Origin of the sequence: Ensifer sp. R-19 (assembly GCF_049905105.1) — a bacterium.
Taxonomy (GTDB): domain Bacteria; phylum Pseudomonadota; class Alphaproteobacteria; order Rhizobiales; family Rhizobiaceae; genus Ensifer.
In genome coordinates, this window is the sequence record NZ_CP184569.1 from 3052470 (window position 1) to 3073868 (window position 21399).

A 21399-nucleotide genomic window follows, 5' to 3' on the forward strand; every position below is an offset into this window, starting at 1 on the left:
CTCAGATGACTGTCAAATAAGGTGACAGCATGGCAAATATGCCACAGTCGTCACCGCCCCTTATAATATAGTGAACACTTCACTAACAAGGTCTAAACGGCGGTGACTGAATAGCAGGGCTAATGAATTGTGAATGCGTCGATTTTATGCCGCCTCCCTCAATGGGTTCTCGGGATCGATGCCATAATCCTTCAGCTTGCGGTAGAGAGTAGACCGGCCGATGCCGAGCTTGCGAGCCACCTGGCTCATCTGTCCGCGGTAGAATTTCAGCGCAAAACGAATCAGTTCCTCTTCCACTTCGGCGAGCTTGCGGACGTCACCACCCTCGTCGACGCTGGCGATCGCGTTGTCCATCCGCGGGTCGTGCCCGGCATCGCCTTCCATCGATTTCGCCGCACTCGCGAAGTCCGGATAGACATTCGGCACCTGTTCCGCCGGCCCGCTTTCCCGTTCCGGACCGGCTTCGCCCCAGGAGAAGCCGGAGCGGTCGGAAACGACGTAGCCCGGGATCTGGGTGGCGATCTGCGGAAAATCCTTCACCGTCAGCTCGTTGCCTTCGGCAAGCACAACAGCCCGGAAGATCGCGTTTTCGAGCTGCCGGATGTTGCCTGGCCAGTCATAGGCAGTCAGCAGCGCCAAGGCGCCGCTCGAAATGGCGAGCGGTGTGTGCAGGCGCTGCTCGGCGGCAAAACGCTCGACGAAGGAACGCACCAGAACCGGGATGTCTTCCTTGCGCCGACGCAGCGCCGGGATGGTGATCGGGAAGACGTTGAGGCGGTAATAGAGGTCCTCGCGGAACCGGCCCTCGCGCACTTCGTTGATCAGGTCCTTGTTGGTGGCCGAGATCAGCCGCACATTGACCCGGTGCGGATGGCGCGCGCCGATCGTCTCGATCTCGCCCTGCTGCACGGCACGCAACAGCTTCACCTGGACTTCGAGCGGCAGGTCGCCGATCTCGTCGAGGAACAGGGTGCCGCCGTCGGCATCGACGAACTTGCCGGTGTGTTTTTCCGTCGCGCCGGTAAAGGCGCCCTTTTCGTGGCCGAAGAGAATGCTCTCGACCAGGTTATGCGGGATCGCGCCACAATTGACGGTGACGAAGGGCTTGCCGACCCGGTCGCTCGCCGACTGGATGGCGCGGGCCACCATTTCCTTGCCGACGCCGGACTCGCCTTCGAGCACGATCGGAATGTTGGACTGGGCGGCACGGCGCGCCAGGTCGATCACCCGGATCATCGCCGGGCTTGCCGAAACGATGTCCTCGAAGCCGACGGCGCCGCCGCGCGGACGGCGCGAGGTTTTGACCTTGCCGTCGCGGCTCGCCATCTTCAGCGCATTGCTGATCGCGACCGACAGCCGCTCCGGAGAGACGGGCTTCACCAGGAAGTCGAAGGCACCCGCCTGCATCGCGTGAACCACGGTTTCGATGCCGCCCTGGCCGGTCTGTACGATGACAGGCATATCGACGCCGCGCTCGGCCAGCGCTTCAAGGAAGCCGTGCCCGTTCATTTCCGGCATCAACAGGTCGAGCAGAATGACATTGATCATGCCGCCCTTGCGCTCCAGGAGCTCCAGACCGCTGCGGCCATTGTCGGCGAGATGCGCTACATGGCCGAGACGCTCGATCATGTTCGTCAACAACCGGCGCTGCACCGGATCGTCATCAATGACCAGAATATGTGATGTCACGGAAGCCTCCTGCTTTGGACACGCAGTACTATTTGGCCAACCTCATGTGCCAAATGACGTCAGGCATCTGTGCCATAAAGGGCTGAACATCATGTTTTGAGAAATGCTTGCATTTTATCCATTGCCGGCGATAGCAATGGAACCCATATCGCTTGCCTTCTTCCTGTCACGAACGAGAGAAATCCGACGATGACCTTCCGCCCCTTCGCTCCCGAGCAATCCGCTGTCCGCGCCGCCGCCGGGCAATCCCATGGCGCTACCGCGGATCTCGGCGACCTGCCCTCCTGGCGGCTCGAAGATCTCTATCCGTCGGCCGCATCGGATGCCTTTCGCAACGACCTGAAAAAGGCCGAGACCGAAGCGACCGCCTTCGAAACCAAGTGGAAGGGCAAGCTGGCCGAGGCCGCGACGAAGCGTGGTGACGACGGCATCGGCGCCGCCGTCCGGGAGTTCGAAGCGCTCGAAGATGTCATGGGCCGCATCGCTTCCTTTGCCGGCCTCACCTATTTCTCGGACACGTCCAAGCCCGAGAACGGCAAGCTTTATGGCGACGTACAGTCGAAGCTCACCGACATGTCGGCGCATTTGCTGTTCTTCTCGCTGGAGCTCAATCGGATCGATGACGCGATCCTCGACAAGGCGCTGGAAAACGATGCGCTTGCCGCGCACTACAGGCCCTGGCTGACCGACCTGCGCATGGACAAGCCCTATCAGCTCGACGACAAGCTGGAGCAGCTTTTCCTGGAAAAATCGATGACGGGTGCTGCCGCCTTCAACCGGCTGTTCGACGAGACGATGACGAGCCTCACCTTCAGCGTCGATGGCGAAGCCCTGCCGCTGGAAGTCGCCCTGAACCTGTTGCAGGATCCGGCGACAGAGGTCCGCAAGAAGGCGGCGATGGCGCTTGCCGAAACCTTCAAGGCCAATATCCGCACCTTCACGCTGATCACCAACACGTTGGCCAAGGACAAGGAAATCTCCGACCGCTGGCGCGGTTTTCAGGACATCGCCGACAGCCGCCATCTGGCGAACCGCGTCGAGCGCGAAGTTGTCGATGCGCTGGCCGAAGCCGTCAAATCCGCCTATCCGCGCCTGTCGCATCGCTACTACACGATGAAGGCAAAATGGCTCGGCATGCAGGAGATGGATTTCTGGGATCGCAATGCGCCGTTGCCGGAAACGCCGAACGCGCTGATTTCCTGGAACGAAGCCAAGGACACGGTTCTCTCCGCCTACAATGCCTTCGATCCGGAAATGGCCGCGATCGCCCGCCGCTTCTTCGACGAGAGCTGGATCGACGCGCCGGTGCGGCCGGGCAAGGCACCCGGCGCCTTCGCCCATCCGACGGTACCATCCGCGCACCCCTACGTGCTCGTCAATTACATGGGCAAGCCGCGCGACGTCATGACGCTTGCACACGAACTCGGCCACGGCGTGCACCAGGTGCTGGCCGGGGGACAGGGCGCGCTGATGGCGTCTACTCCGCTGACCCTGGCTGAAACCGCGTCCGTGTTCGGCGAGATGCTGACCTTCCGCGCGCTGCTCGACCGGACGAAGGACAAGCGCGAGCGCAAGGCCATGCTTTCCCAGAAGGTCGAGGACATGATCAACACGGTGGTGCGCCAGATCGCCTTCTATGAGTTTGAGCGCAAGGTCCACACCGCCCGCAAGGAAGGCGAACTGACGGCTGACGACATCGGCAAGCTGTGGCTGTCGGTGCAGAACGAGAGCCTCGGGCCGGCGATCCGCATCTCCGAAGGCTACGAGACCTATTGGGCCTATATCCCCCACTTCATTCACTCGCCGTTCTACGTCTACGCCTATGCCTTCGGCGACTGCCTGGTGAACTCGCTCTACGCCGTCTACCAGAACGCCGAAAAAGGCTTCCAGGAGAAGTACTTCGAACTGTTGAAGGCCGGCGGCACCAAGCACCATTCCGAGTTGCTCGCGCCCTTTGGCCTCGATGCCACCGATCCGTCGTTCTGGGCACAGGGACTGTCGATGATCGAAGGGCTCATCGACGAACTCGAGGCGCTTGATAAGGCCTGATCCGGGCACAGGTCCGGATCACGGCGCGATCGACAAGACGACTCTATGAGCGACACCGCACCCTATGTGCTGTTCCGGGACGACAGCGAAAACCGCACCACGGTTTTCGCTGAGCCTTCGCGCATCGTCACCGCGCGCACGAAAGCCGAATTCACCCGCGGCCTTGCCGAGCTCGAGCGCGCCCACAAGGCGGGCAAGTGGCTCGCCGGCTTCATGGCCTACGAGGCCGGCCACCTCTTCGAGCAGAAACTCACAAGGTTTGCCGAGGAGGGCCGCGAAACGCCGCTGATGTCCTTCGGCATCTTCGATGCGCCCGCTGAAGACCACCCTCTCGCCGAGCCGCAGCGCCGGATCGAGAACGAGCCTTTCCTCGCTGAGCCGCGCGCCGGCTGGGACTTCGGCACCTACCGCGAGCGCTTCGATCGTCTGCACCAGCATCTGCGCCAGGGTGATTGCTACCAGGCCAACCTGACGATGCCGATCCGTGCCCGCTGGTCTGGCGATCCGCGCGCCGCCTTCTGGTCGCTGATCGACCGCCAGCCGGTGAAATATGGGGCGCTGGTTGCGCTTGACGGGCCGGTCCTCCTGTCGCGTTCGCCGGAGCTCTTCTTCCGCGTTGATGCGGACGGCTGGATCGAGACGCACCCGATGAAGGGTACGGCCAAGCGCGGCGCCTCTGCGACCGAAGACGCCGAGATCATCGCGACCATGCGCGCCGACGAAAAGACCCAGGCAGAAAACCGGATGATCGTCGATCTCCTGCGCAACGACATCTCGCGTATCACCGAAGTCGGCACACTCAGCGTCCCCAAGCTCTTCGAAATCGAGACCTACCCGACCGTGCACCAGATGGTGAGCCATGTTCGGGCAAAGCTCTTGCCCGAGATCAGTATCGAGGACATCTTCGCCGCCCTGTTCCCCTGCGGCTCGATCACCGGCGCGCCGAAGATGCGGGCCATGGAAATCCTGCACGATCTGGAAGACGGACCGCGCGACGCCTATTGCGGCGCCATCGGCTTCATCGCCCCGAGCGGGATCATGCGCTTCAGCGTCGCCATCCGCACGATTTCGCTTTTCCCCAACGGCGAGGCTATCTTCAATGTCGGCGGCGGCATCGTCTTCGACAGCAACGCCCAATCCGAATATGACGAATGCCTGCTGAAGGCCCGCTTCGCCATTGGCGACGAAAAGATCGCGCTCGGCGACAAGATTGCGCTGGGCGACGACAGGGTCGCGCTGGGCGATGACGAGATCGCGCGATGACGGGCTTTTCGCTGATCGAAACGCTGCGCTACGAGCCCGAAAACGGCTTCGTCCGATCGCGCCTGCATCTGGCGCGGCTGAAGCGATCGGCGCGACGTCTCGGTTTTTCCGGAGCGGAAGGGGCAGAAGCGGCCTTGCTGGCCGCGGTGAAGAGCGGCGACGACAAGCTCGCACACCGTGTACGGCTCGAGCTTTTCCCGGACGGACGCATCGAGGTAAAGACCGCACCGTTCGTACCGTTGTCGGACGATACGATCTGGCGGGTGCGGATCGCCGCCACCCGGCTCAACTCGCGCGATCCGCTGCTGCGCTACAAGACCAGCCGCCGGGCGGCCTATGAAACGGCCCGCAGCGAATATGCAGCGAGCGAGGCTGACGAGGTTCTTCTGCTCAACGAGAAGGGCGAGGTCTGCGAAGGCACGATCACCTCGGTTTTCCTCGACGACGGTAGCGGTGTCCTGAAGACACCGCCGATCGCCTGCGGCCTGCTCGCCGGTGTGCTTCGTACCGAACTCATCTGCCAACGACGCGCGCGGGTAGCGCGCCTTTCGCCGGCGGATCTCACAAACGGAACGCTCTATGTCGGCAATTCGCTACGCGGTATGATCCGGGTGAGACTCCTGGTCTGAACCGGGAAGCGTGTAGCGTCTGACACGATCCCGCCCATCGCGCTTGGCGAGGTAGAGCGCCTGGTCGGCGCGCGCATAGAGATCGCTGACGGAATCGCCATCGCGATATTCCGCGAGCCCGACCGAACAGGTGTAGAAGAACTCCGGAATATTCTCGAGCGGCCGGGAGCTTCTGACCCTTTCGAGCAGACGGTCGAGAATGCGATTGCCTTCGCTGATGGTGGTATCAGGCAGGATGAGCATGAATTCCTCACCGCCGATCCGGCCGAAGCAATCCGAGCGACGCACGAATTCCTGCATTTGACGCGCGAAGTCGAGCAGAACCTCGTCGCCGCGCTGGTGCCCGTGGCGGTCGTTGATCGCCTTGAAATAATCGATGTCGATGATCGCGACGCAACCCCACATATGCGGATTTTCGGCACAATTGGCGATGAATTCAGTCAACCGCCCCATCGTGTAGCGACGGTTGGGCACACTGGTCAGCTCGTCGACCTGGGCCGCCCGAAGCGCGAAATCGCGGTCCTGCCGGAGCTCGCGCTCGCCCGCATGGATAGTGGTGACATCGACGGCAATGCAAAGCATATAGCCGTCGGAATCCACCGTCTCCGTCATCCACAGCCAGCGGCCGTCATGCAAGTCGGTTTCCATGGCACGAAAAGGCACTTTGCCGCGCCGGTGAGCCGTCGAGGCAATCCAGGCGTTGACGTCGTCGGTTTTCAGGACGGTCCCCTGACCGGCCGCGTAGTTGCGGCGCATGATCTCCGCCCAGGTCGGGCTCTCGTCTGGACCGACGTGATAGGCCGCGCGAAATGCCGTGTTGGCAAACCGCAATCGATCGTGCTGATCGTAGAGCGCGATCAGTACGGGTGTTTTGCTCTGTAAGGCCGCAAGAGCCTTGAGATGACTACCGGTCACGGTCTGTCACGCCTCCGGGTCGGACAATATCAATCATGGCGCGAAGCGGATGCTTCAGACGAAGCTATAGCACGAAGTGCTTGTGACAAGCGTTTACGCGTGTGAAACGATGGGGATATGGTTAAATCACCGTCTTGGACCGGCCGAAGTGCATGAAGCATACGCCCTACGACGGTTCCTCCAAGCCCCTCACCATCGGCCTTGCCCAGCTCGATCCCGATCGCTGGATCGAGCCTGACGAACAGCTACAGCACTATCTCTCAGAAAAGAAGTGCCTTCTTGCGGAAGCGTGAGGCAGTCGCGGCCCTGCTTTCGATCGCCGGTTAAGCACTATCTCAGATAGCGGTTGACCCGCCGGCTCTTTATTGTGACAGCGATCTATGCTCTACAGCGCCCGCGTGCCGCATTCGGCACCGAAGCCGCTGCGGCACACCCGTCAAGCTGGAACAGCGGCACCAGCCGCTTCCTCATGCTTAGTCACCCACCGTCACAGGAAAGTTTCCTCAGGAGTAAGACAAAAATGGCAGATACCACCTACCCGGTTTACGGCGAGATCACCGGTCCGATCGTCATGATCGGTTTCGGTTCGATCGGTCGCGGCACCCTGCCGCTGATCGAGCGCCACTTCAAATACGACAAGAACCGGTTGATCGTGGTCGAACCCCGTGAGGACGCCGCCGACAACGAGATTTTCGAACGGCATGGCGTACGTCACGTTCGCGCTCATGTGACGAAGGACAACTACAAGGAACTGCTGAAGCCGCTGCTCACCGAAGGCGAAGGCCAGGGCTTCTGCGTCAACCTGTCGGTCGATACCGGCTCGCTCGACCTGATCAAGATGTGCCGCAAGCTCGACGTTCTCTACATCGACACGGTCGTTGAGCCGTGGCTCGGTTTCTATTTCGACGCCGAAATGGACAATTCCGAGCGCACCAACTATGCGCTGCGCGAAACCGTTCGCAAGGAAAAGGAAAAGAACCCGGGCGGCACCACGGCCGTTTCCACCTGCGGCGCCAACCCCGGCATGGTCTCCTGGTTCGTCAAGCAGGGCCTCTTGAACCTCGCCAACGACCTCGGCGTGAAGTTTGAAGAGCCGCATCAGGACGACCGCGAAGGCTGGGCGAAGCTGATGAAGAAGGTCGGCGTCAAGGGCGTGCACATTGCCGAGCGCGACACGCAGCTGACGAAGAAGCCGAAGCCGCTCGACGTGTTCTGGAACACGTGGTCGGTCGAGGGCTTCATCTCCGAAGGTCTGCAGCCGGCCGAACTCGGCTGGGGCACCCATGAAAACTGGATGCCGAAGAACGCCAAGAAGCACAAGAAGGGCTGCAAGGCTGCGATCTACCTGGAGCAGCCGGGCGCCAACACCCGCGTACGCACCTGGTGCCCGACGCCTGGCCCGCAGTACGGCTTCCTTGTCACCCACAACGAGGCGATCTCGATCTCGGACTTCTTCACCGTTCGCGATAAGGACGGCGAAGTGACGTACCGTCCGACCTGCCACTACGCCTACCATCCGGCCAACGACGCGGTCCTGTCGCTGCACGAGATGTTCGGCAACGGCGGCAACGCCCAGCCGGTCCATCACGTTCTCGACGAGAAGGAACTGGTTGAGGGCCTCGACGAACTGGGCGTCCTGCTCTACGGCCACGACAAGAATGCCTATTGGTTCGGCTCGCGCCTGTCTCTGGAAGAGACCCGCCGCATCGCTCCCTACCAGAACGCCACCGGCATGCAGGTAACCTCTGCGGTTCTCGCCGGCATGGTCTGGGCGATTGAAAACCCGAAGGCCGGCATCGTCGAAGCCGACGAGATGGACTACAAGCGCTGCCTGGAAGTACAGCTTCCCTATCTCGGTCCGGTTGAAGGCCACTACACCGACTGGACCCCGCTCGACGGTCGTCCGGGCCTGTTCCCGGAAGACATCGACACCAAGGATCCCTGGCAGTTCAAGAACATCCTCGTTCGCTAAGCTTTTGACGTAAAACGTCATCCGGCCCGGGGCACGACCGTGTCCCGGGCCTTTTCATCTGTGCGGGAAAAGGCGCCGGCCGCCCCCTGCCGCTCTTGCTTTCAACTCATGATCGCGGCATGGTCATGCCGGAATGAAACAGTCCGCTCGGCCCAATGCGGGGGAAATCGCCTATGAAGCCATTCGCAGTTCTGACCCTAATCGCAACCGCTGCGGCCTTGGCGTCCTGCCAGTCGTCGCCCCGGATCATCGATGAGGGCGGGCCGTCGCGCCAGGCGACCGGCGTCGAAGGCTCCTGGGTGGACCCGAACGGCATCGTCTCGACTTTTGCGGGCGGCACCTTCTCGACCCGCACGACCGACACCAACCAGCTGCTTGCTTCGGGCAACTACGTCAAGACGAGCCCGACGCTCGTCGAGATCAACATGACCTCGCTCGTGCGCAATACCCAGTCCAAGGTCGCTTGCGCCCTGGTCACGCAGAACCAGCTCAATTGCACCACCGATGCCGGCGCGCAGTTCTCGCTGACGCGGCGCGGCTAAAACAGCGCATACGCAAGTATCGAAGCCCCCGATCGGGGGCTTTTTTTGTTGCAGGATCGCAGCTTAACCTCGTTATAAATTGACAAAGCGAGCTTGGTTTTAGCGCTTGAAGTCACCTTCAAGTGATGAAAACATCCGGCCCGGCAAAGCCACTCCGACCGTGGGGAACGGTTCCGTCTTGACGGCTCCGGAAACGGTCGGCTGACAACCGGCAAACAGGAGAACATCATGATCAGACACATGCGGACCGGCCTGATGACCGCGTCCATTCTTGCCCTCTCCTCGGGCGCAGCCTTCGCCGATTATGAGCTGAACATCCTGCACATCAACGACCTCCATTCCCGCATCGAGTCGATCAACAAGTTCGACTCGACCTGCTCGGCGGAAGAGGAAGGCAAGAACGAGTGCTTCGGCGGCGTCGCCCGTCTGAAGACCCTGATCGACACGAAGCGCCAGGAACTCTCCGGCAAGAACGTGCTGCTGCTCAATGCCGGCGACAATTTCCAGGGCTCGCTGTTCTTCACCACCTATAAGGGCCTGGCCGAAGCCGAGTTCCTCAACCTGATGAAGTTCGACGCGATGACCGTGGGCAACCACGAATTCGACGAGAGCGAAGACGGCCTGGCCGGCTTCCTCGATAAGATTACCTTCCCTGTCGTCACCGCCAACGTCCTGCCGAGCCACAAGTCGAAGATCGGCGACCGCATCAAGCCGTCGATCGTGCTCGACGTCGGCGGCCAGAAGGTTGGCATCGTCGGCGCCGTCGCCAACGACACGCCGGAACTGTCCTCGCCCGGCCCAGACATCCTGATCGGCGATGACGTTGCCACCACCACGGCCGCCGTCGAAGAACTGAAGAAGCAGGGCGTCGACAAGATTATTGCGCTGACCCATGTCGGCTATCCGCGCGATCTCGCAGCGATTGCCAAGATCCCGGACGTCGATATCGTCGTCGGCGGCCACTCGCACAGCCTCTTGTCCAACACCGACCCGAAAGCCGAGGGTCCTTACCCGACGATGGTCGACAATCCCGGTGGCTACAAGGTTCCGGTCGTCCAGGCCGCATCCTACACCAAGTATCTCGGCGATCTCGTCGTCACCTTCGACGACAAGGGCGTCGTCAAAGCCGCCAAGGGCGATCCGATCCTGGTCGACTCGTCCGTCAAGCCGGATGAGGCCGTGCTGGCGCGCGTCGCCGAACTCGGCAAACCGATCGAGGAATTGCGCTCGAAGATCATCGCCAAGACCGAAGCGCCGATCGACGGCTCTCGTGAGAATTGCCGCACCAAGGAATGCGAAATGGGCAGCCTGCTCACCGACGCCATGCTCGACCGCGTCAAGGGCCAGGGTGTCACCATCGCCATCACCAACGGCGGCGGCCTGCGCGCCTCGATCGACGCCGGCGACGTTTCGATGGGCGAAGCGATCACCGTTCTGCCGTTCCAGAACACCGTCGCGACCTTCCAGATCAAGGGCGACGGCATCCGTGAAGCGCTGGAAAACGGCCTCAGCAAGCTCGAGGAAGGCGGCGGTCGCTTCCCGCAGGTGGCGGGCATGAAGTTCTCCTTCGACAAGACGAAGCCGGTCGGCAGCCGTGTCGTCTCGGTCGAGGTAAAGGAAGGCGAAGGCTACGTCGCCCTCGATCCGGCCAAGACCTATTCGCTGGTCACCAACAACTACATGCGCAATGGCGGCGACGGCTACGACGTCTTCAAGGAGAAGGGTGAAAACGCCTACGACTACGGTCCGGGCCTCGAAACCGTGCTCGCCGACTATCTCGCTGCCCACCAGCCGTTCAAGCCCTATACCGATGGCCGCATCACCGAGGTCGCTTCGGCTGCAGGTGCTGCACCGGCAGAACCGGCGACGGAAACGAAGCCGGCGACGGGCACCGACACCACGGCAACCCAGCCGGCAGCAACCTCCGGCGATGCATCAGCGCCCGCGGCAAGCGGCCCGCAGAAGCACGTGATCGCCAAGGGCGATACGCTCTGGGACCTCGCCAAGTCGTTCTACGGCGAAGGCTCGCTGTGGAAGAAGATCTCCGAAGCCAACGGCAAGCCGGCGCCGCGCGCGCTGCATGTCGGCACGGAACTGGAAATTCCGGCAAAGTAAGACAATTTGCCTCTACTTTCAGAGCCGGCGCGGGCTTCCCCGCGCCGGCTTTTCTTTTTAGAAGGATTTGAAACCGAAAGCAGTGTCCCGATTGAACGGGACCGACGAGGACCGAGATGACCGAACAGCTTGACGTGACCGCCCCTGCCGACCACCCTTCCGTCAAATCCGGAAAGGTCGGCATTCTGCTGGTCAATCTCGGCACGCCCGACGGCACCGACTATACCTCGATGCGCCGCTACCTGAAGGAGTTCCTGACGGACCGCCGGGTGATCGAATGGTCGCGGCTGTTCTGGTACCCGATCCTGTTCGGCATCGTGCTCAACACCCGTCCCGGCAAGGTGGGCAAGGCCTATGAGACGATCTGGAACAAGGAGCTGAACGAAAGCTACCTCAGGACCTACACCCGCAACCAGGCGCAACTGATGGCCAAAACGTTCGCCGATCGCCCTGATGTGATCGTCGACTGGGGCATGCGCTACGGCCAGCCCTCGATCGCCTCGCGCATGGAAGCGCTGCAGAGGGCCGGTTGCGAACGCATCCTCGTCTTCCCGCTCTATCCGCAATATGCGGCAGCCACGACCGCCACCGTCAACGACAAGGCCTTCGAGGCGCTTTTGAAGATGCGCTGGCAACCGGCGCTGCGCACGGTTCCGCCCTACCACGACGATCCGGTCTATATCGACGCGCTCGCGACCTCGATCGAGCGCCATCTGGCGACGCTCGACTGGGAACCGGAAGTGGTTCTGACCTCCTTCCACGGGATTCCGAAGAGCTATTTCGACAAGGGCGACCCCTATTATTGCCAATGCCAGAAGACCGCGCGGCTGCTGCGCGAAAAGCTCGGCTGGTCCAAGGAGAAGCTGCAGGTCACCTTCCAGTCGCGCTTCGGGCCCGAGGAATGGCTGCAGCCCTACACCGACAAGACGGTCGAGAAACTCGCACAGGAAGGCGTCAAGCGTATTGCCGTCATCAATCCCGGTTTCGTGTCCGACTGTCTGGAAACGCTGGAGGAGATCGCCGAGCAGGCGGCCGAGAGCTTCCACCACAATGGCGGCGACAAGTTCACCCACATTCCCTGTCTCAACGACAGCGCCGAAGGCATGGCGGTCCTCGAACACGTCGTGCGCCGCGAACTCGCCGGCTGGCTCTAGCTCCCATTCCTTGCCGCGCCGCTTGAAAACGGTGCCCCGATCACCACTTCTGGATGAATGGAACACGCACGCGCTCACCGGCGAGTGCGCGTCCCTAACATTTTGAATCTATGCGCAATCCGCGGAAACCGATTCCGGACCGACAACTATTGCGCTAAAGTGCTGTCTCGGGTCGGGATTGCAAATTTAGGGGGCATCTCTTGGGCGGGTTGGATATCGTCGTCGTCGGTTTCGTGGTTCTCATCATCCTGGTCCTCTTCATGGGGATCAAGACGGTGCCGCAGGGCTACCGCTACACCATCGAGCGCTTCGGTCGTTACACGAAGACGCTGGAGCCAGGTCTGAACCTGATCGTGCCCTTCATCGACCGGATCGGCGCCAAGATGAACGTGATGGAGCAGGTGCTCGACGTTCCGACTCAGGAGGTCATCACCAAGGACAATGCCAGCGTCTCGGCCGACGCCGTCGCCTTCTACCAGGTGCTGAACGCAGCGCAGGCCGCCTATCAGGTCGCCAACCTGGAAAACGCCATCCTCAACCTGACGATGACCAATATCCGCTCGGTCATGGGCTCGATGGATCTCGACGAACTGCTTTCCAATCGCGATACGATCAACGACCGATTGCTGCATGTCGTCGACGAGGCCGCCAACCCCTGGGGCATCAAGATCACCCGCATCGAGATCAAGGATATCGCACCGCCGAAGGACCTTGTCGACGCCATGGCAAGACAGATGAAGGCCGAACGCGAAAAGCGCGCCCAGGTATTGGAAGCGGAAGGCTCGAGAAACGCGCAGATCCTGCGCGCCGAGGGCGCCAAGCAGTCGGCGATCCTCCAGGCCGAGGGCCAGCGCGAAGCGGCCTTCCGCGATGCGGAGGCCCGCGAACGTCTGGCCGAGGCCGAAGCCAAGGCGACGCAGATGGTCTCTGCCGCGATTGCCGCCGGCGACATCCAGGCGATCAACTACTTCGTCGCGCAGAAATACACCGAGGCGCTCGCCTCGATCGGCACCGCCAACAACCAGAAGATCGTGCTGATGCCGATGGAAGCCTCCGCACTGATCGGCTCACTCGGCGGTATCGGCGCCATCGCCAAGGAGGTTTTTGGCGATGGACAGACGGCACCGGCGACACGCCCGCGCCCATCGACTCCTCGGACCACGCCCGCCTTCCCGGCAGATCCCTCGCAAGGGAAATAGGCGATGATCGAACGCGCCATTCAAGAACTCGGTCCCTGGAGCTGGTGGGTTCTCGGCTTCGTGCTGCTGGCAGCCGAACTCGTGGCACCCGGCGTGTTCCTGATCTGGATCGGCATCGCCGCGCTCATTATCGGAATGCTCTCCCTTATGCTCTGGGAGACCGGCTTCTGGATGTGGCAGGTTCAGTTCGTCCTCTTCGCCGTCCTCTCGGTGGTCGCTGTGCTGCTCGGCCGCCGCTTCGTTCTGTCCTCAGCCGAAACCAGCGACGAACCCTTGCTGAACCAGAGAGCGGAAAGTCTCGTCGGTCGTACCGCGGTGCTGGAGAAACCGATCGCTGAGGGCCGCGGCCGCATCCGGCTCGACGATACGTTCTGGATCATCGAGGGGCCGGACCTGCCGGCCGGCACCCGGGTCCGCGTCGTTTCCAGCCATGGCCGAAACCTGACCGTCGAAAGCGCCTGATCGGCAAGCGGCTGATGCCACGACGTTTTTCCCATTTGGAAACGATTGCTTAACCACGTCGCTTTACGATTGCGAAAGGATTGCAATCAGGCTTCGTGGACAAACGGCATATGGTGCCAGGCTCATCTCGCTCGACCAAAGGAGACGCGCGGCGTTCGACCTCGCTGGCGTTGCTATTGGCCGGCACTGCCCTGTTCGCACCATCGTCATTGCGCGCGCAAACGGCCACGGCCCCGACGACCTCCTATGGCGTCGCCACCACCCCGGCAACAGTCCCGGCCACCACGCCCGCAATCGCCGATCCGCAAACCACCGGCGCCGTCAGCGGCGACGATCTTCCGCCGGCGCAGAACGAGGATTTCCTCCGCCTCAACCAGCGGGAGCCGACGATCGATGGCCTGAGGCTTCGAACCGATACGGAGGGGTATCGTACCACGCCGGGCGTTCGCATCGGGACCTTCACGCTGCGCCCCAGCGTCAGCGAGACCATCAACCATGAATGGCGCAACGACGGTGACACCAAGACGAACCGCGGCTATCTCGAAACCGGCATCCGCGGCACCCTGACCTCCGACTGGTCGCGTCACCAGTTGACCGTCACCGGCGAAGGCATCCTGCAAAACAACATCTCAGGCGAAGGGGAGGAAGAGCCGCGCGCCGATGTAGACGCGGAACTGCGCCTCGATCTCTGGGACGAAACGATCGCACGACTCCGGGCCGGATACAGTTTCTACCGAGAAGACGCCGACGACCCGAACGCGATTTCGAACGCCAAGACCCAGTCGGCGGTCAACACCTACCGCCTCGGTGCCGCCATCGAGCGCGATTTCGGTCTGATCCGCGGTTCGGTCGGAATCGATTTCGACCGCCAAACCTATGGCGATGTCGAACTCGAAAACGGCACGACACTGTCCGAGAAGGACCGCAACCGCAACACCGGAAACTTGATTGCCCGCGTCGGCTACGAACTGTCGCCGGCGCTGATTCCGTTCCTCGAAGCCTCCGTCGGCAAGTCGCTTTACGACCTGCGCGAGGACACGTCCGGCTTCGAGCGTTCCTACCAGACCTATGCCGGACGCGGCGGTATCGAGGTCGATCTCGGCGAGAAACTCTATGGTGAGCTCGGCCTCGGCTACGAGACCTATCGCTTCGATGATGACAGGCTCGAAGACGTCAGCGGCCTGTCCGTCGACGGCCGCCTCAACTGGTCGCCGCAGCGCGGCACCGATGTGCTCTTCGCGGTTTTGACGGATCTCGATCCGTCGACGACGGCGGGCGTTTCCGGATCGATCGACTATACCTTGACCAACATCATCACCCACCAGATGCGCTCCGATCTGGTCGCACGATTGTCCAACACTCTGATCATCCGCAAATATCCGTCGGACTCCCGCTCCTCCGACGAGACGACCTGGCGCACGGGCGCAGGCCTGACCTACGACATCAACCGCTACTTGGCGCTGACCGGCGACGTCAGCTACGAGCGCACCACGCCCGACGTCGGCGATCCGACCGACATCACCCGTGTCGGCGTCGGCCTCCTCCTGCGGCGTTGAGCCAAAGGTCAGCCGCCGGCAAAGCTAGAGCGGTAACAACACTCATTGCCAGCAGCCAATGAAAAAGGCCGCATTCCTCGGGGAACGCGGCCTTCTCGTTTCGGTGGAACCGAAATTACCTCAGGCTGCGGAGCAGGCTCTTCAGCGGCCCCTCGACGCTCGGGCGGATGTCGCCGCGTTCCAGAGCAAAGGCAACGTTTGCCAGGATGAAGCCGTCCTTGGCGCCACAGTCATAGGTGTCGCCACGGAAGTGATAGGCGGCGAACTGCTGGCTGTCGGAGAGCTTGAGCATGCCATCGGTCAGCTGGATTTCGTTGCCGGCGCCGCGCTCCTGCTTTTCGAGGATCGGGAAGATCTCCGGCTGCAGGATGTAGCGGCCGTTGATGAAGAAGTTGGACGGGGCTGTGCCCGGTGCCGGCTTCTCGACCATCTTGGTGATCTTGAAACCATCGCCCACCTTGTCGCCGACGCCGACGATGCCGTATTTGTGGGCCTGGTCGGGTGCGCATTCCTCGACGGCGATGACGTTGCCGCCGCTCTGCTCATAGAGCTCGACCATGCCCTTGAGGCAGCCCTTTTCGCCCTTCATGATCATGTCCGGCAAGAGCAGCGCAAACGGCTCGTTGCCGACGAGGTCACGGGCGCACCAGACCGCGTGGCCGAGGCCGAGCGGGGCCTGCTGGCGGGTAAAGCTGGTCGTGCCGGCCTTCGGCAGAATGCTGTCGAGCAGGGCGATCTCGGCCTTCTTGTTGCGCTCGCGCAGCGTCTGATCGAGCTCGACCTGAATGTCGAAATAATCCTCGATCACCGCCTTGCTGCGGCCCGTGACGAAGATCAGATGCTCGATGCCGGCTTCCAGCGCCTCATCGACCACATATTGAATGACCGGCTTGTCCACCACCGTCAGCATTTCCTTCGGCACGGCCTTGGTAGCCGGCAGGAAACGTGTGCCCAGCCCTGCGACTGGGAACACGGCTTTGCGGACTTTACGCTTGTCGGTCATCGATACCTCCTTGATAGGAACTCACTCATAAGTCTTACCGGATGGTCCCGGACTACAATCCGTCTGAAACCATACAGCGCTCCGTAATGGAGCCGCAATCTCTATGCCGTCAGCTGAACACAGCCTGAACCGACGGAACAAATGCATATGCGAACTCCACGACCATGGCTTGACATTTTCTACAGCGGAAGACGCCACCACAATTTCATGGTAAAGGGTTTGTTGACCACGTTTCTGTAGATTCGTTGCAATCCGGCAATGCAACAATCGCGGCCGGATCCGAAACAGGAGCCGCCGACGACTGCCCCCACCGTCGAGGCTGGCCCCAGACTGCCACCTTGCGGAGTGATTCGGGCCATGACGGCCGAAGCCCCCGCAGAGAAACGGAACCGACAGCTGATGATCAGAAACCGCAGGACGTTTTTCCGTCATATCGCAGCCGCCCTCGTCCTATCCGCCGCAACACTCGGCACCGCGCCCGCGCGCGCCGATGCCGGATTCCAGAACTGGATCAACGAATTCTACACGACGGCCGCCAAGGCCGGCATCAGCAAGTCGACCTATCGCCAGGCCTTCGCCGGCGTGAAGTCGCCTGACCAGACGGTGATCGAGAAGGCGAACTACCAGCCGGAGTTCAAGCACAAGATCTGGGAATACATCGATTCCCGCGTGAACCCGTACACCAAGCGCGTCGGCCAGGAGATGGCGACGAAGCACGCCCGCACGCTGAACGCGCTGGAAAAGCACTTCGGCGTCGACAAGACCATCCTGCTGGCGATCTGGTCGATGGAATCCAACTACGGCGCCGTGCTCGAGAAGGATGACCGCCTGCACTATGTGCCGCGCGCGCTCGCCACCCTTGCCTATGCCGATCCGAAGCGCTCGAACTACGCCAAGAAGCAGCTGATCGCCGCGCTGAAGATCCTCCAGAGCGGCGACATCACGCCGCGCGAGCTGACCGGGTCCTGGGCGGGCGCCATGGGCCACACCCAGTTCATCCCGACGAGCTACCTGCTCTATGCGGTTGACGCCGACGGCAACGGTCACCGCGACATCTGGAACTCGGTGCCCGATGCGCTTGCGACCGCCGCCAACCTTTTGAAGAAGAACGGCTGGCAGCCGGGCGAAACCTGGGGCTACGAAGTCGCGCCGCCGGCAAATGCCGCGAAATATTCCGGCCAGACGAAGACGCTCGCCGAATGGGCGTCGCTCGGCTTCGGCCGACCCAACGGCAAGGGCTTCCGCAACGGCAGCATACGCGCCGAACTCAAGCTGCCGAGCGGTGGCGAGGGTCCCGGCTTCCTGATGACCAAGAACTTCTTCGTCATCAAGCGCTACAACGCCTCCGACAGCTACGCTCTCGGCGTCGGCCTTCTTGCCGACCAGATCGCCGGCTATCAGGGCATGCAGCAGCGCTGGCCGCGTCCGGACGGATCGCTCGACATCAGCGAAAAGTTCGAACTGCAGAACCGCCTGAAGGAGCTCGGCTACTACAGCGGCGAAGTCGACGGCAATTTCGGTTCCGGCTCGAAGGCCGCGATCCAGGCGTTCCAGTCGAAGAACGGCCTGGCGCCGGACGGAGAGCCGACCCAGATGCTGCTGCGCGCCCTTCGCAACTAGCGGCTCGAAACGGTTTCACGATCGCCACATCCGTGAGATAAATGACGAGTAGCGCGCTGCACCCCGTGCGGCGCACTGAAACGTGAGGGCGGTTGAAAACCGGCGAACACGCGATCAACGGGGCAGAAGAGCAGATGACGAGCAAGCGCCGCAACCAACCGCGCCGAACGCCCTTCGGGATTGCGACGATCTGCATCGCCGCAATGGCGATGGTCGCCGTCAGCCTCTTTGCAAGCTTTGCCGAGGCGCAGGAGCGCGCCCAGCGGCGCACCCTGTTCCAGATGCTCTTCGGCGGCTTGTCGCGCGAGCGGCCGGTCTACGAAGACCGCACCTATTTCCCTGAGCAGCCGCGCCCGAAACGCCAACGCCAGCAGCAACAGCAGCGCCAGAAGGGCCAGGGGCAACAGAAGCAGAAGCCGAAGATCGCCGATGCACCGGCAGTCGCGCCGGTGGTGGTGGAGAAAGCGCCCGACGCCAAGAAGGTTCTGGTCGTCGGCGACTTCATGGCCGGCAGCCTCGGCGACGGCCTGAAGACCGCCTTCGAGATGACGCCCGGCATCGCCGTCGAGACACGGGCGAATGGCTCGTCCGGCCTGGTGCGCGAAGACTACTTCAACTGGCCGGGCACGCTTCCCGGCTACGTCGGCGAGTTAAAGCCATCCGTGATCATCATCAGCCTCGGCGCCAACGATCGGCAGCAGATGCAGATGGGCGACGTCAAGGAGAAGTTCCGCAGCGATCTCTGGACCGAGGAGTATCGCAAGCGCGTCAATGCGCTGGCGGCCCTTGCCCGCAAGGAGAAGCTGCCGGTTCTGTGGGTCGGCATGCCGCCGTTCCAGTCCGCCGCAATGACCGCCGACATGGTGACCTTCAACGGCATTTATCGCGAGGAGATCGAGAAGGTCGGTGGCCAGTTCGTCGACATCTGGGATGGCTTCGTCGACGAGGGCGGCAAATTCGTCCTGACCGGCTCCGACATCAACGGCCAGCAGGTTCGTCTGCGCGGCGCCGATGGCATCAACCTCACCAAGGCCGGCAAGCGCAAGCTGGCTTTCTACGTCGAGAAGGACATTCGCCGGTTGCTCGGCGATGCCGCCGCGACGGACAAGAACGTGCCCGGGGCGGGCGAACTCAAGGACCTGGTGGTGACGGCGCCGCTCGGCAACGAGGATATCGTCAAGACCCAGCCGATCGGCTTGACCGATCCGGCGCTGGATGGCGCGGGGTCCCTGCTTGGCAACGCCGCCCCGGACAAGGGCAATGGCAAGAGCCCGCGCGACCTTTTGGTCGACAAGGGCGATATCGCCGCCGCACCGACCGGCCGCGTCGACGACTTCCGCCTGTCGAAGCCAAGCACTGTCATCAGCAATCCGGTGATCCGCAACTAAAGCCTGTTGCGCAAAAGTGCGCAGCGGTTTTGCGGTATGCGATATATCAAAAACTTAAAGCGCAAGGAGCGAATCTGAAAGATCGCGACGCGCTTAAGAGCAATTCCAGGAAAAGTGTGAAGCGGTTTTCCGTCCGGAATTGCGCTATTTCAGAGACTTAGATCATTTCACCGTTTCGACGAAACAATGAAATGATCTAGAACCAGCCGCGGCCCAAGGCTGTCGGGCCTCCGGCAACAGCCCACAAAAAAGCCCCGCATCTCTGCGGGGCTTTTTTCATGCTTGGGAGTAAACCGTTTATCGCGGCAGGGTGGTTGAGCCCATCAGCGCCTCGTCGATCGCACGCGCCGCCTGGCGGCCTTCGCGGATCGCCCAGACGACCAGAGACTGGCCGCGACGCACGTCGCCCGCGGTCCAGAGCTTCTCGACCGAGGTCTTGTAGTCGCGCTCGTTGGCAACCACGTTGGTCGAGCCGCGGCGGTCGGTGTTGAGCGTCAGCTTGTCGCCGAGATCCTTGAGCACGCTGCTGGTAAACGGACCGCGGAAGCCGATGGCGATGAAGGCAAGATCCGCCTTGATGATGAACTCCGTGCCGGCGACCGGCTTGCGGCGATCGTCCACCTGGCAGCACTTCACGCCGGTGAGGTTGCCATCCTCGTCGCCGATGAATTCGAGCGTCGCCACCTGGAACTCGCGGATAGCCCCTTCGGCCTGGCTGGACGAGGTGCGCATCTTCGTTGCCCAGAACGGCCAGACGGCAAGCTTGTCTTCCTTCTCCGGTGGCTGCGGTCGGATGTCGAGCTGGGTCACCTTGACTGCGCCCTGGCGGAAGGCAGTGCCGACGCAGTCCGACGCGGTATCGCCACCGCCGACGACCACGATGTGCTTGCCGCCGGCAAGGATCGGCTGCGACGGCCAGCCGACGCTGTCGATGTTCTCGCGGCCGACGCGGCGGTTCTGCTGCACGAGATAGGGCATCGCATCATGCACGCCGGCGAATTCGACACCGGGGATGCCCGCGTCACGCGGCGTCTCCGAACCGCCGCAATAAAGCACGGCATCGTGGTCGTCGAGCAGGCGCTGCATCGGCACGTCAACGCCGACATTGATGCCGCAGTGGAAGGTGACGCCTTCGCCCTTCATCTGTTCGACGCGGCGGTCGATGAAGTTCTTCTCCATCTTGAAGTCCGGAATGCCGTAGCGCAGCAGGCCGCCGGCCTTGGTCTCGCGCTCGTAGACGTGAACTTCGTGGCCCGCGCGGGCAAGCTGCTGGCCTGCCGCCATGCCGGCTGGGCCTGAGCCGATGACCGCGACCTTCTTGCCGGTCTTGGTGACGGCCGGCTGCGGCACGATGTAGCCCATCTCATAGGCCTTGTCGGCGATCGCCTGTTCGATCGTCTTGATCGCCACCGGCGTGTCTTCGAGGTTCAGCGTGCAGGCTTCCTCGCACGGCGCCGGGCAGACGCGGCCGGTGAATTCCGGGAAGTTGTTGGTCGAATGCAGGTTGCGGATCGCCTCATCCCAGTTGCCGTTGTAGACGAGGTCGTTCCAGTCCGGGATCTGGTTGTGCACCGGGCAGCCGGTCGGCCCATGGCAATAGGGGATGCCACAGTCCATGCAGCGAGCAGCCTGCTTCTGCACTTCCGGTTCTGACATCGGAATGGTGAATTCACGGAAATGGCGAATGCGGTCGGATGCCGGCTGGTACTTTGCCACTTGCCGGTCGATCTCGAGAAATCCAGTTACCTTACCCATCGTACTATCCTGAAAGCTTTGCGTCTGAACAGGCGCTTTTGACAAGCGCGCGTGAGGGACCCCCGAACCAGTCTGTGATGAACCGGGA

The 21399-nt window shown here is 62.1% G+C and carries 16 protein-coding genes and 1 pseudogene; 13 read left to right on the plus strand and 4 right to left on the minus strand.

Annotated features, from left to right (window positions below):
• Window positions 1-144 precede the first annotated feature (144 nt).
• On the minus strand, window positions 145-1689 hold the full coding sequence (locus ACN9MO_RS14925; protein ID WP_057254642.1) for a sigma-54-dependent transcriptional regulator: 1545 nt from the start codon (window positions 1687-1689) through the stop codon (window positions 145-147).
• A 189-nt stretch (window positions 1690-1878) separates the two neighbouring features.
• Between ACN9MO_RS14925 and ACN9MO_RS14930 the strand changes: the two genes are divergently transcribed.
• The 3 genes and pseudogenes from ACN9MO_RS14930 (at window position 1879) to ACN9MO_RS14940 (ending at window position 5630) form a co-directional block, all read left to right on the plus strand.
• On the plus strand, window positions 1879-3738 hold the full coding sequence (locus tag ACN9MO_RS14930; RefSeq protein WP_110879134.1) for a M3 family oligoendopeptidase: 1860 nt from the start codon (window positions 1879-1881) through the stop codon (window positions 3736-3738).
• Window positions 3739-3783: 45 nt separating this feature from the next.
• A pseudogene (locus ACN9MO_RS14935) lies at window positions 3784-4935 on the plus strand (aminodeoxychorismate synthase component I); the annotation flags it as partial.
• A 62-nt stretch (window positions 4936-4997) separates the two neighbouring features.
• Window positions 4998-5630, plus strand: a complete 633-nt coding sequence (locus ACN9MO_RS14940) for an aminotransferase class IV family protein (RefSeq protein ID WP_110879136.1) — start codon at window positions 4998-5000, stop codon at window positions 5628-5630.
• Here ACN9MO_RS14940 and ACN9MO_RS14945 read toward each other — a convergent pair.
• Window positions 5595-6545 (minus strand): GGDEF domain-containing protein, encoded by a 951-nt coding sequence (locus ACN9MO_RS14945; RefSeq protein ID WP_057254638.1) that lies wholly within the window; start codon window positions 6543-6545, stop codon window positions 5595-5597. The genes ACN9MO_RS14940 and ACN9MO_RS14945 overlap by 36 nt on opposite strands.
• 152 nt (window positions 6546-6697) lie before the next feature.
• Here ACN9MO_RS14945 and ACN9MO_RS14950 point away from each other — a divergent pair, with 152 nt between their 5' ends.
• From ACN9MO_RS14950 to ACN9MO_RS14985, 8 genes are all read left to right on the plus strand, one after another.
• Entirely contained in the window at window positions 6698-6838 is a 141-nt protein-coding gene (locus ACN9MO_RS14950) for a hypothetical protein (RefSeq protein WP_373419820.1), read from the plus strand.
• Window positions 6839-7065: 227 nt separating this feature from the next.
• A complete protein-coding gene (locus ACN9MO_RS14955) occupies window positions 7066-8517 on the plus strand; it encodes a homospermidine synthase (protein WP_057254637.1) in 1452 nt (483 codons plus the stop codon).
• Between the two features lie 173 nt (window positions 8518-8690).
• The gene (omp10, locus tag ACN9MO_RS14960; protein WP_112996735.1) at window positions 8691-9059 is read left to right on the plus strand and encodes an outer membrane lipoprotein Omp10; all 369 of its coding nucleotides are present in this window, start codon (window positions 8691-8693) and stop codon (window positions 9057-9059) included.
• A 228-nt stretch (window positions 9060-9287) separates the two neighbouring features.
• A complete protein-coding gene (locus tag ACN9MO_RS14965) occupies window positions 9288-11174 on the plus strand; it encodes a 5'-nucleotidase C-terminal domain-containing protein (RefSeq protein WP_113132258.1) in 1887 nt (628 codons plus the stop codon).
• A gap of 116 nt (window positions 11175-11290) precedes the next feature.
• Window positions 11291-12328 carry a ferrochelatase gene (hemH, locus tag ACN9MO_RS14970; protein WP_112996737.1) on the plus strand — a complete coding sequence of 346 codons (1038 nt, stop codon included), beginning with the start codon at window positions 11291-11293 and terminating at the stop codon, window positions 12326-12328.
• A 200-nt stretch (window positions 12329-12528) separates the two neighbouring features.
• Window positions 12529-13527: an SPFH domain-containing protein gene (locus ACN9MO_RS14975; RefSeq protein WP_058325912.1), complete on the plus strand. Its 999-nt coding sequence runs from the start codon at window positions 12529-12531 to the stop codon at window positions 13525-13527.
• Window positions 13528-13530: 3 nt separating this feature from the next.
• The gene (locus ACN9MO_RS14980) at window positions 13531-13989 is read left to right on the plus strand and encodes an NfeD family protein (RefSeq protein WP_058325221.1); all 459 of its coding nucleotides are present in this window, start codon (window positions 13531-13533) and stop codon (window positions 13987-13989) included.
• 110 nt (window positions 13990-14099) lie between these two features.
• On the plus strand, window positions 14100-15545 hold the full coding sequence (locus ACN9MO_RS14985; protein ID WP_112996738.1) for an outer membrane beta-barrel protein: 1446 nt from the start codon (window positions 14100-14102) through the stop codon (window positions 15543-15545).
• A gap of 115 nt (window positions 15546-15660) precedes the next feature.
• Here the strand turns inward: ACN9MO_RS14985 and galU are convergent, their stop codons facing one another.
• Window positions 15661-16548: a UTP--glucose-1-phosphate uridylyltransferase GalU gene (gene galU, locus ACN9MO_RS14990; protein WP_112996739.1), complete on the minus strand. Its 888-nt coding sequence runs from the start codon at window positions 16546-16548 to the stop codon at window positions 15661-15663.
• 399 nt (window positions 16549-16947) lie between these two features.
• Here galU and ACN9MO_RS14995 point away from each other — a divergent pair, with 399 nt between their 5' ends.
• Together ACN9MO_RS14995 and ACN9MO_RS15000 are read left to right on the plus strand one after the other, a co-directional pair.
• Window positions 16948-18168: a lytic murein transglycosylase gene (locus ACN9MO_RS14995; RefSeq protein WP_058325318.1), complete on the plus strand. Its 1221-nt coding sequence runs from the start codon at window positions 16948-16950 to the stop codon at window positions 18166-18168.
• 134 nt (window positions 18169-18302) lie between these two features.
• Complete coding sequence (locus ACN9MO_RS15000; protein ID WP_058325319.1) at window positions 18303-19556, plus strand: SGNH/GDSL hydrolase family protein; 1254 nt, start codon at window positions 18303-18305, stop codon at window positions 19554-19556.
• A 297-nt stretch (window positions 19557-19853) separates the two neighbouring features.
• Here ACN9MO_RS15000 and ACN9MO_RS15005 read toward each other — a convergent pair whose 3' ends face one another.
• Window positions 19854-21311: a glutamate synthase subunit beta gene (locus tag ACN9MO_RS15005; protein ID WP_058325223.1), complete on the minus strand. Its 1458-nt coding sequence runs from the start codon at window positions 21309-21311 to the stop codon at window positions 19854-19856.
• Between the last annotated feature and the right edge of the window lie 88 nt (window positions 21312-21399).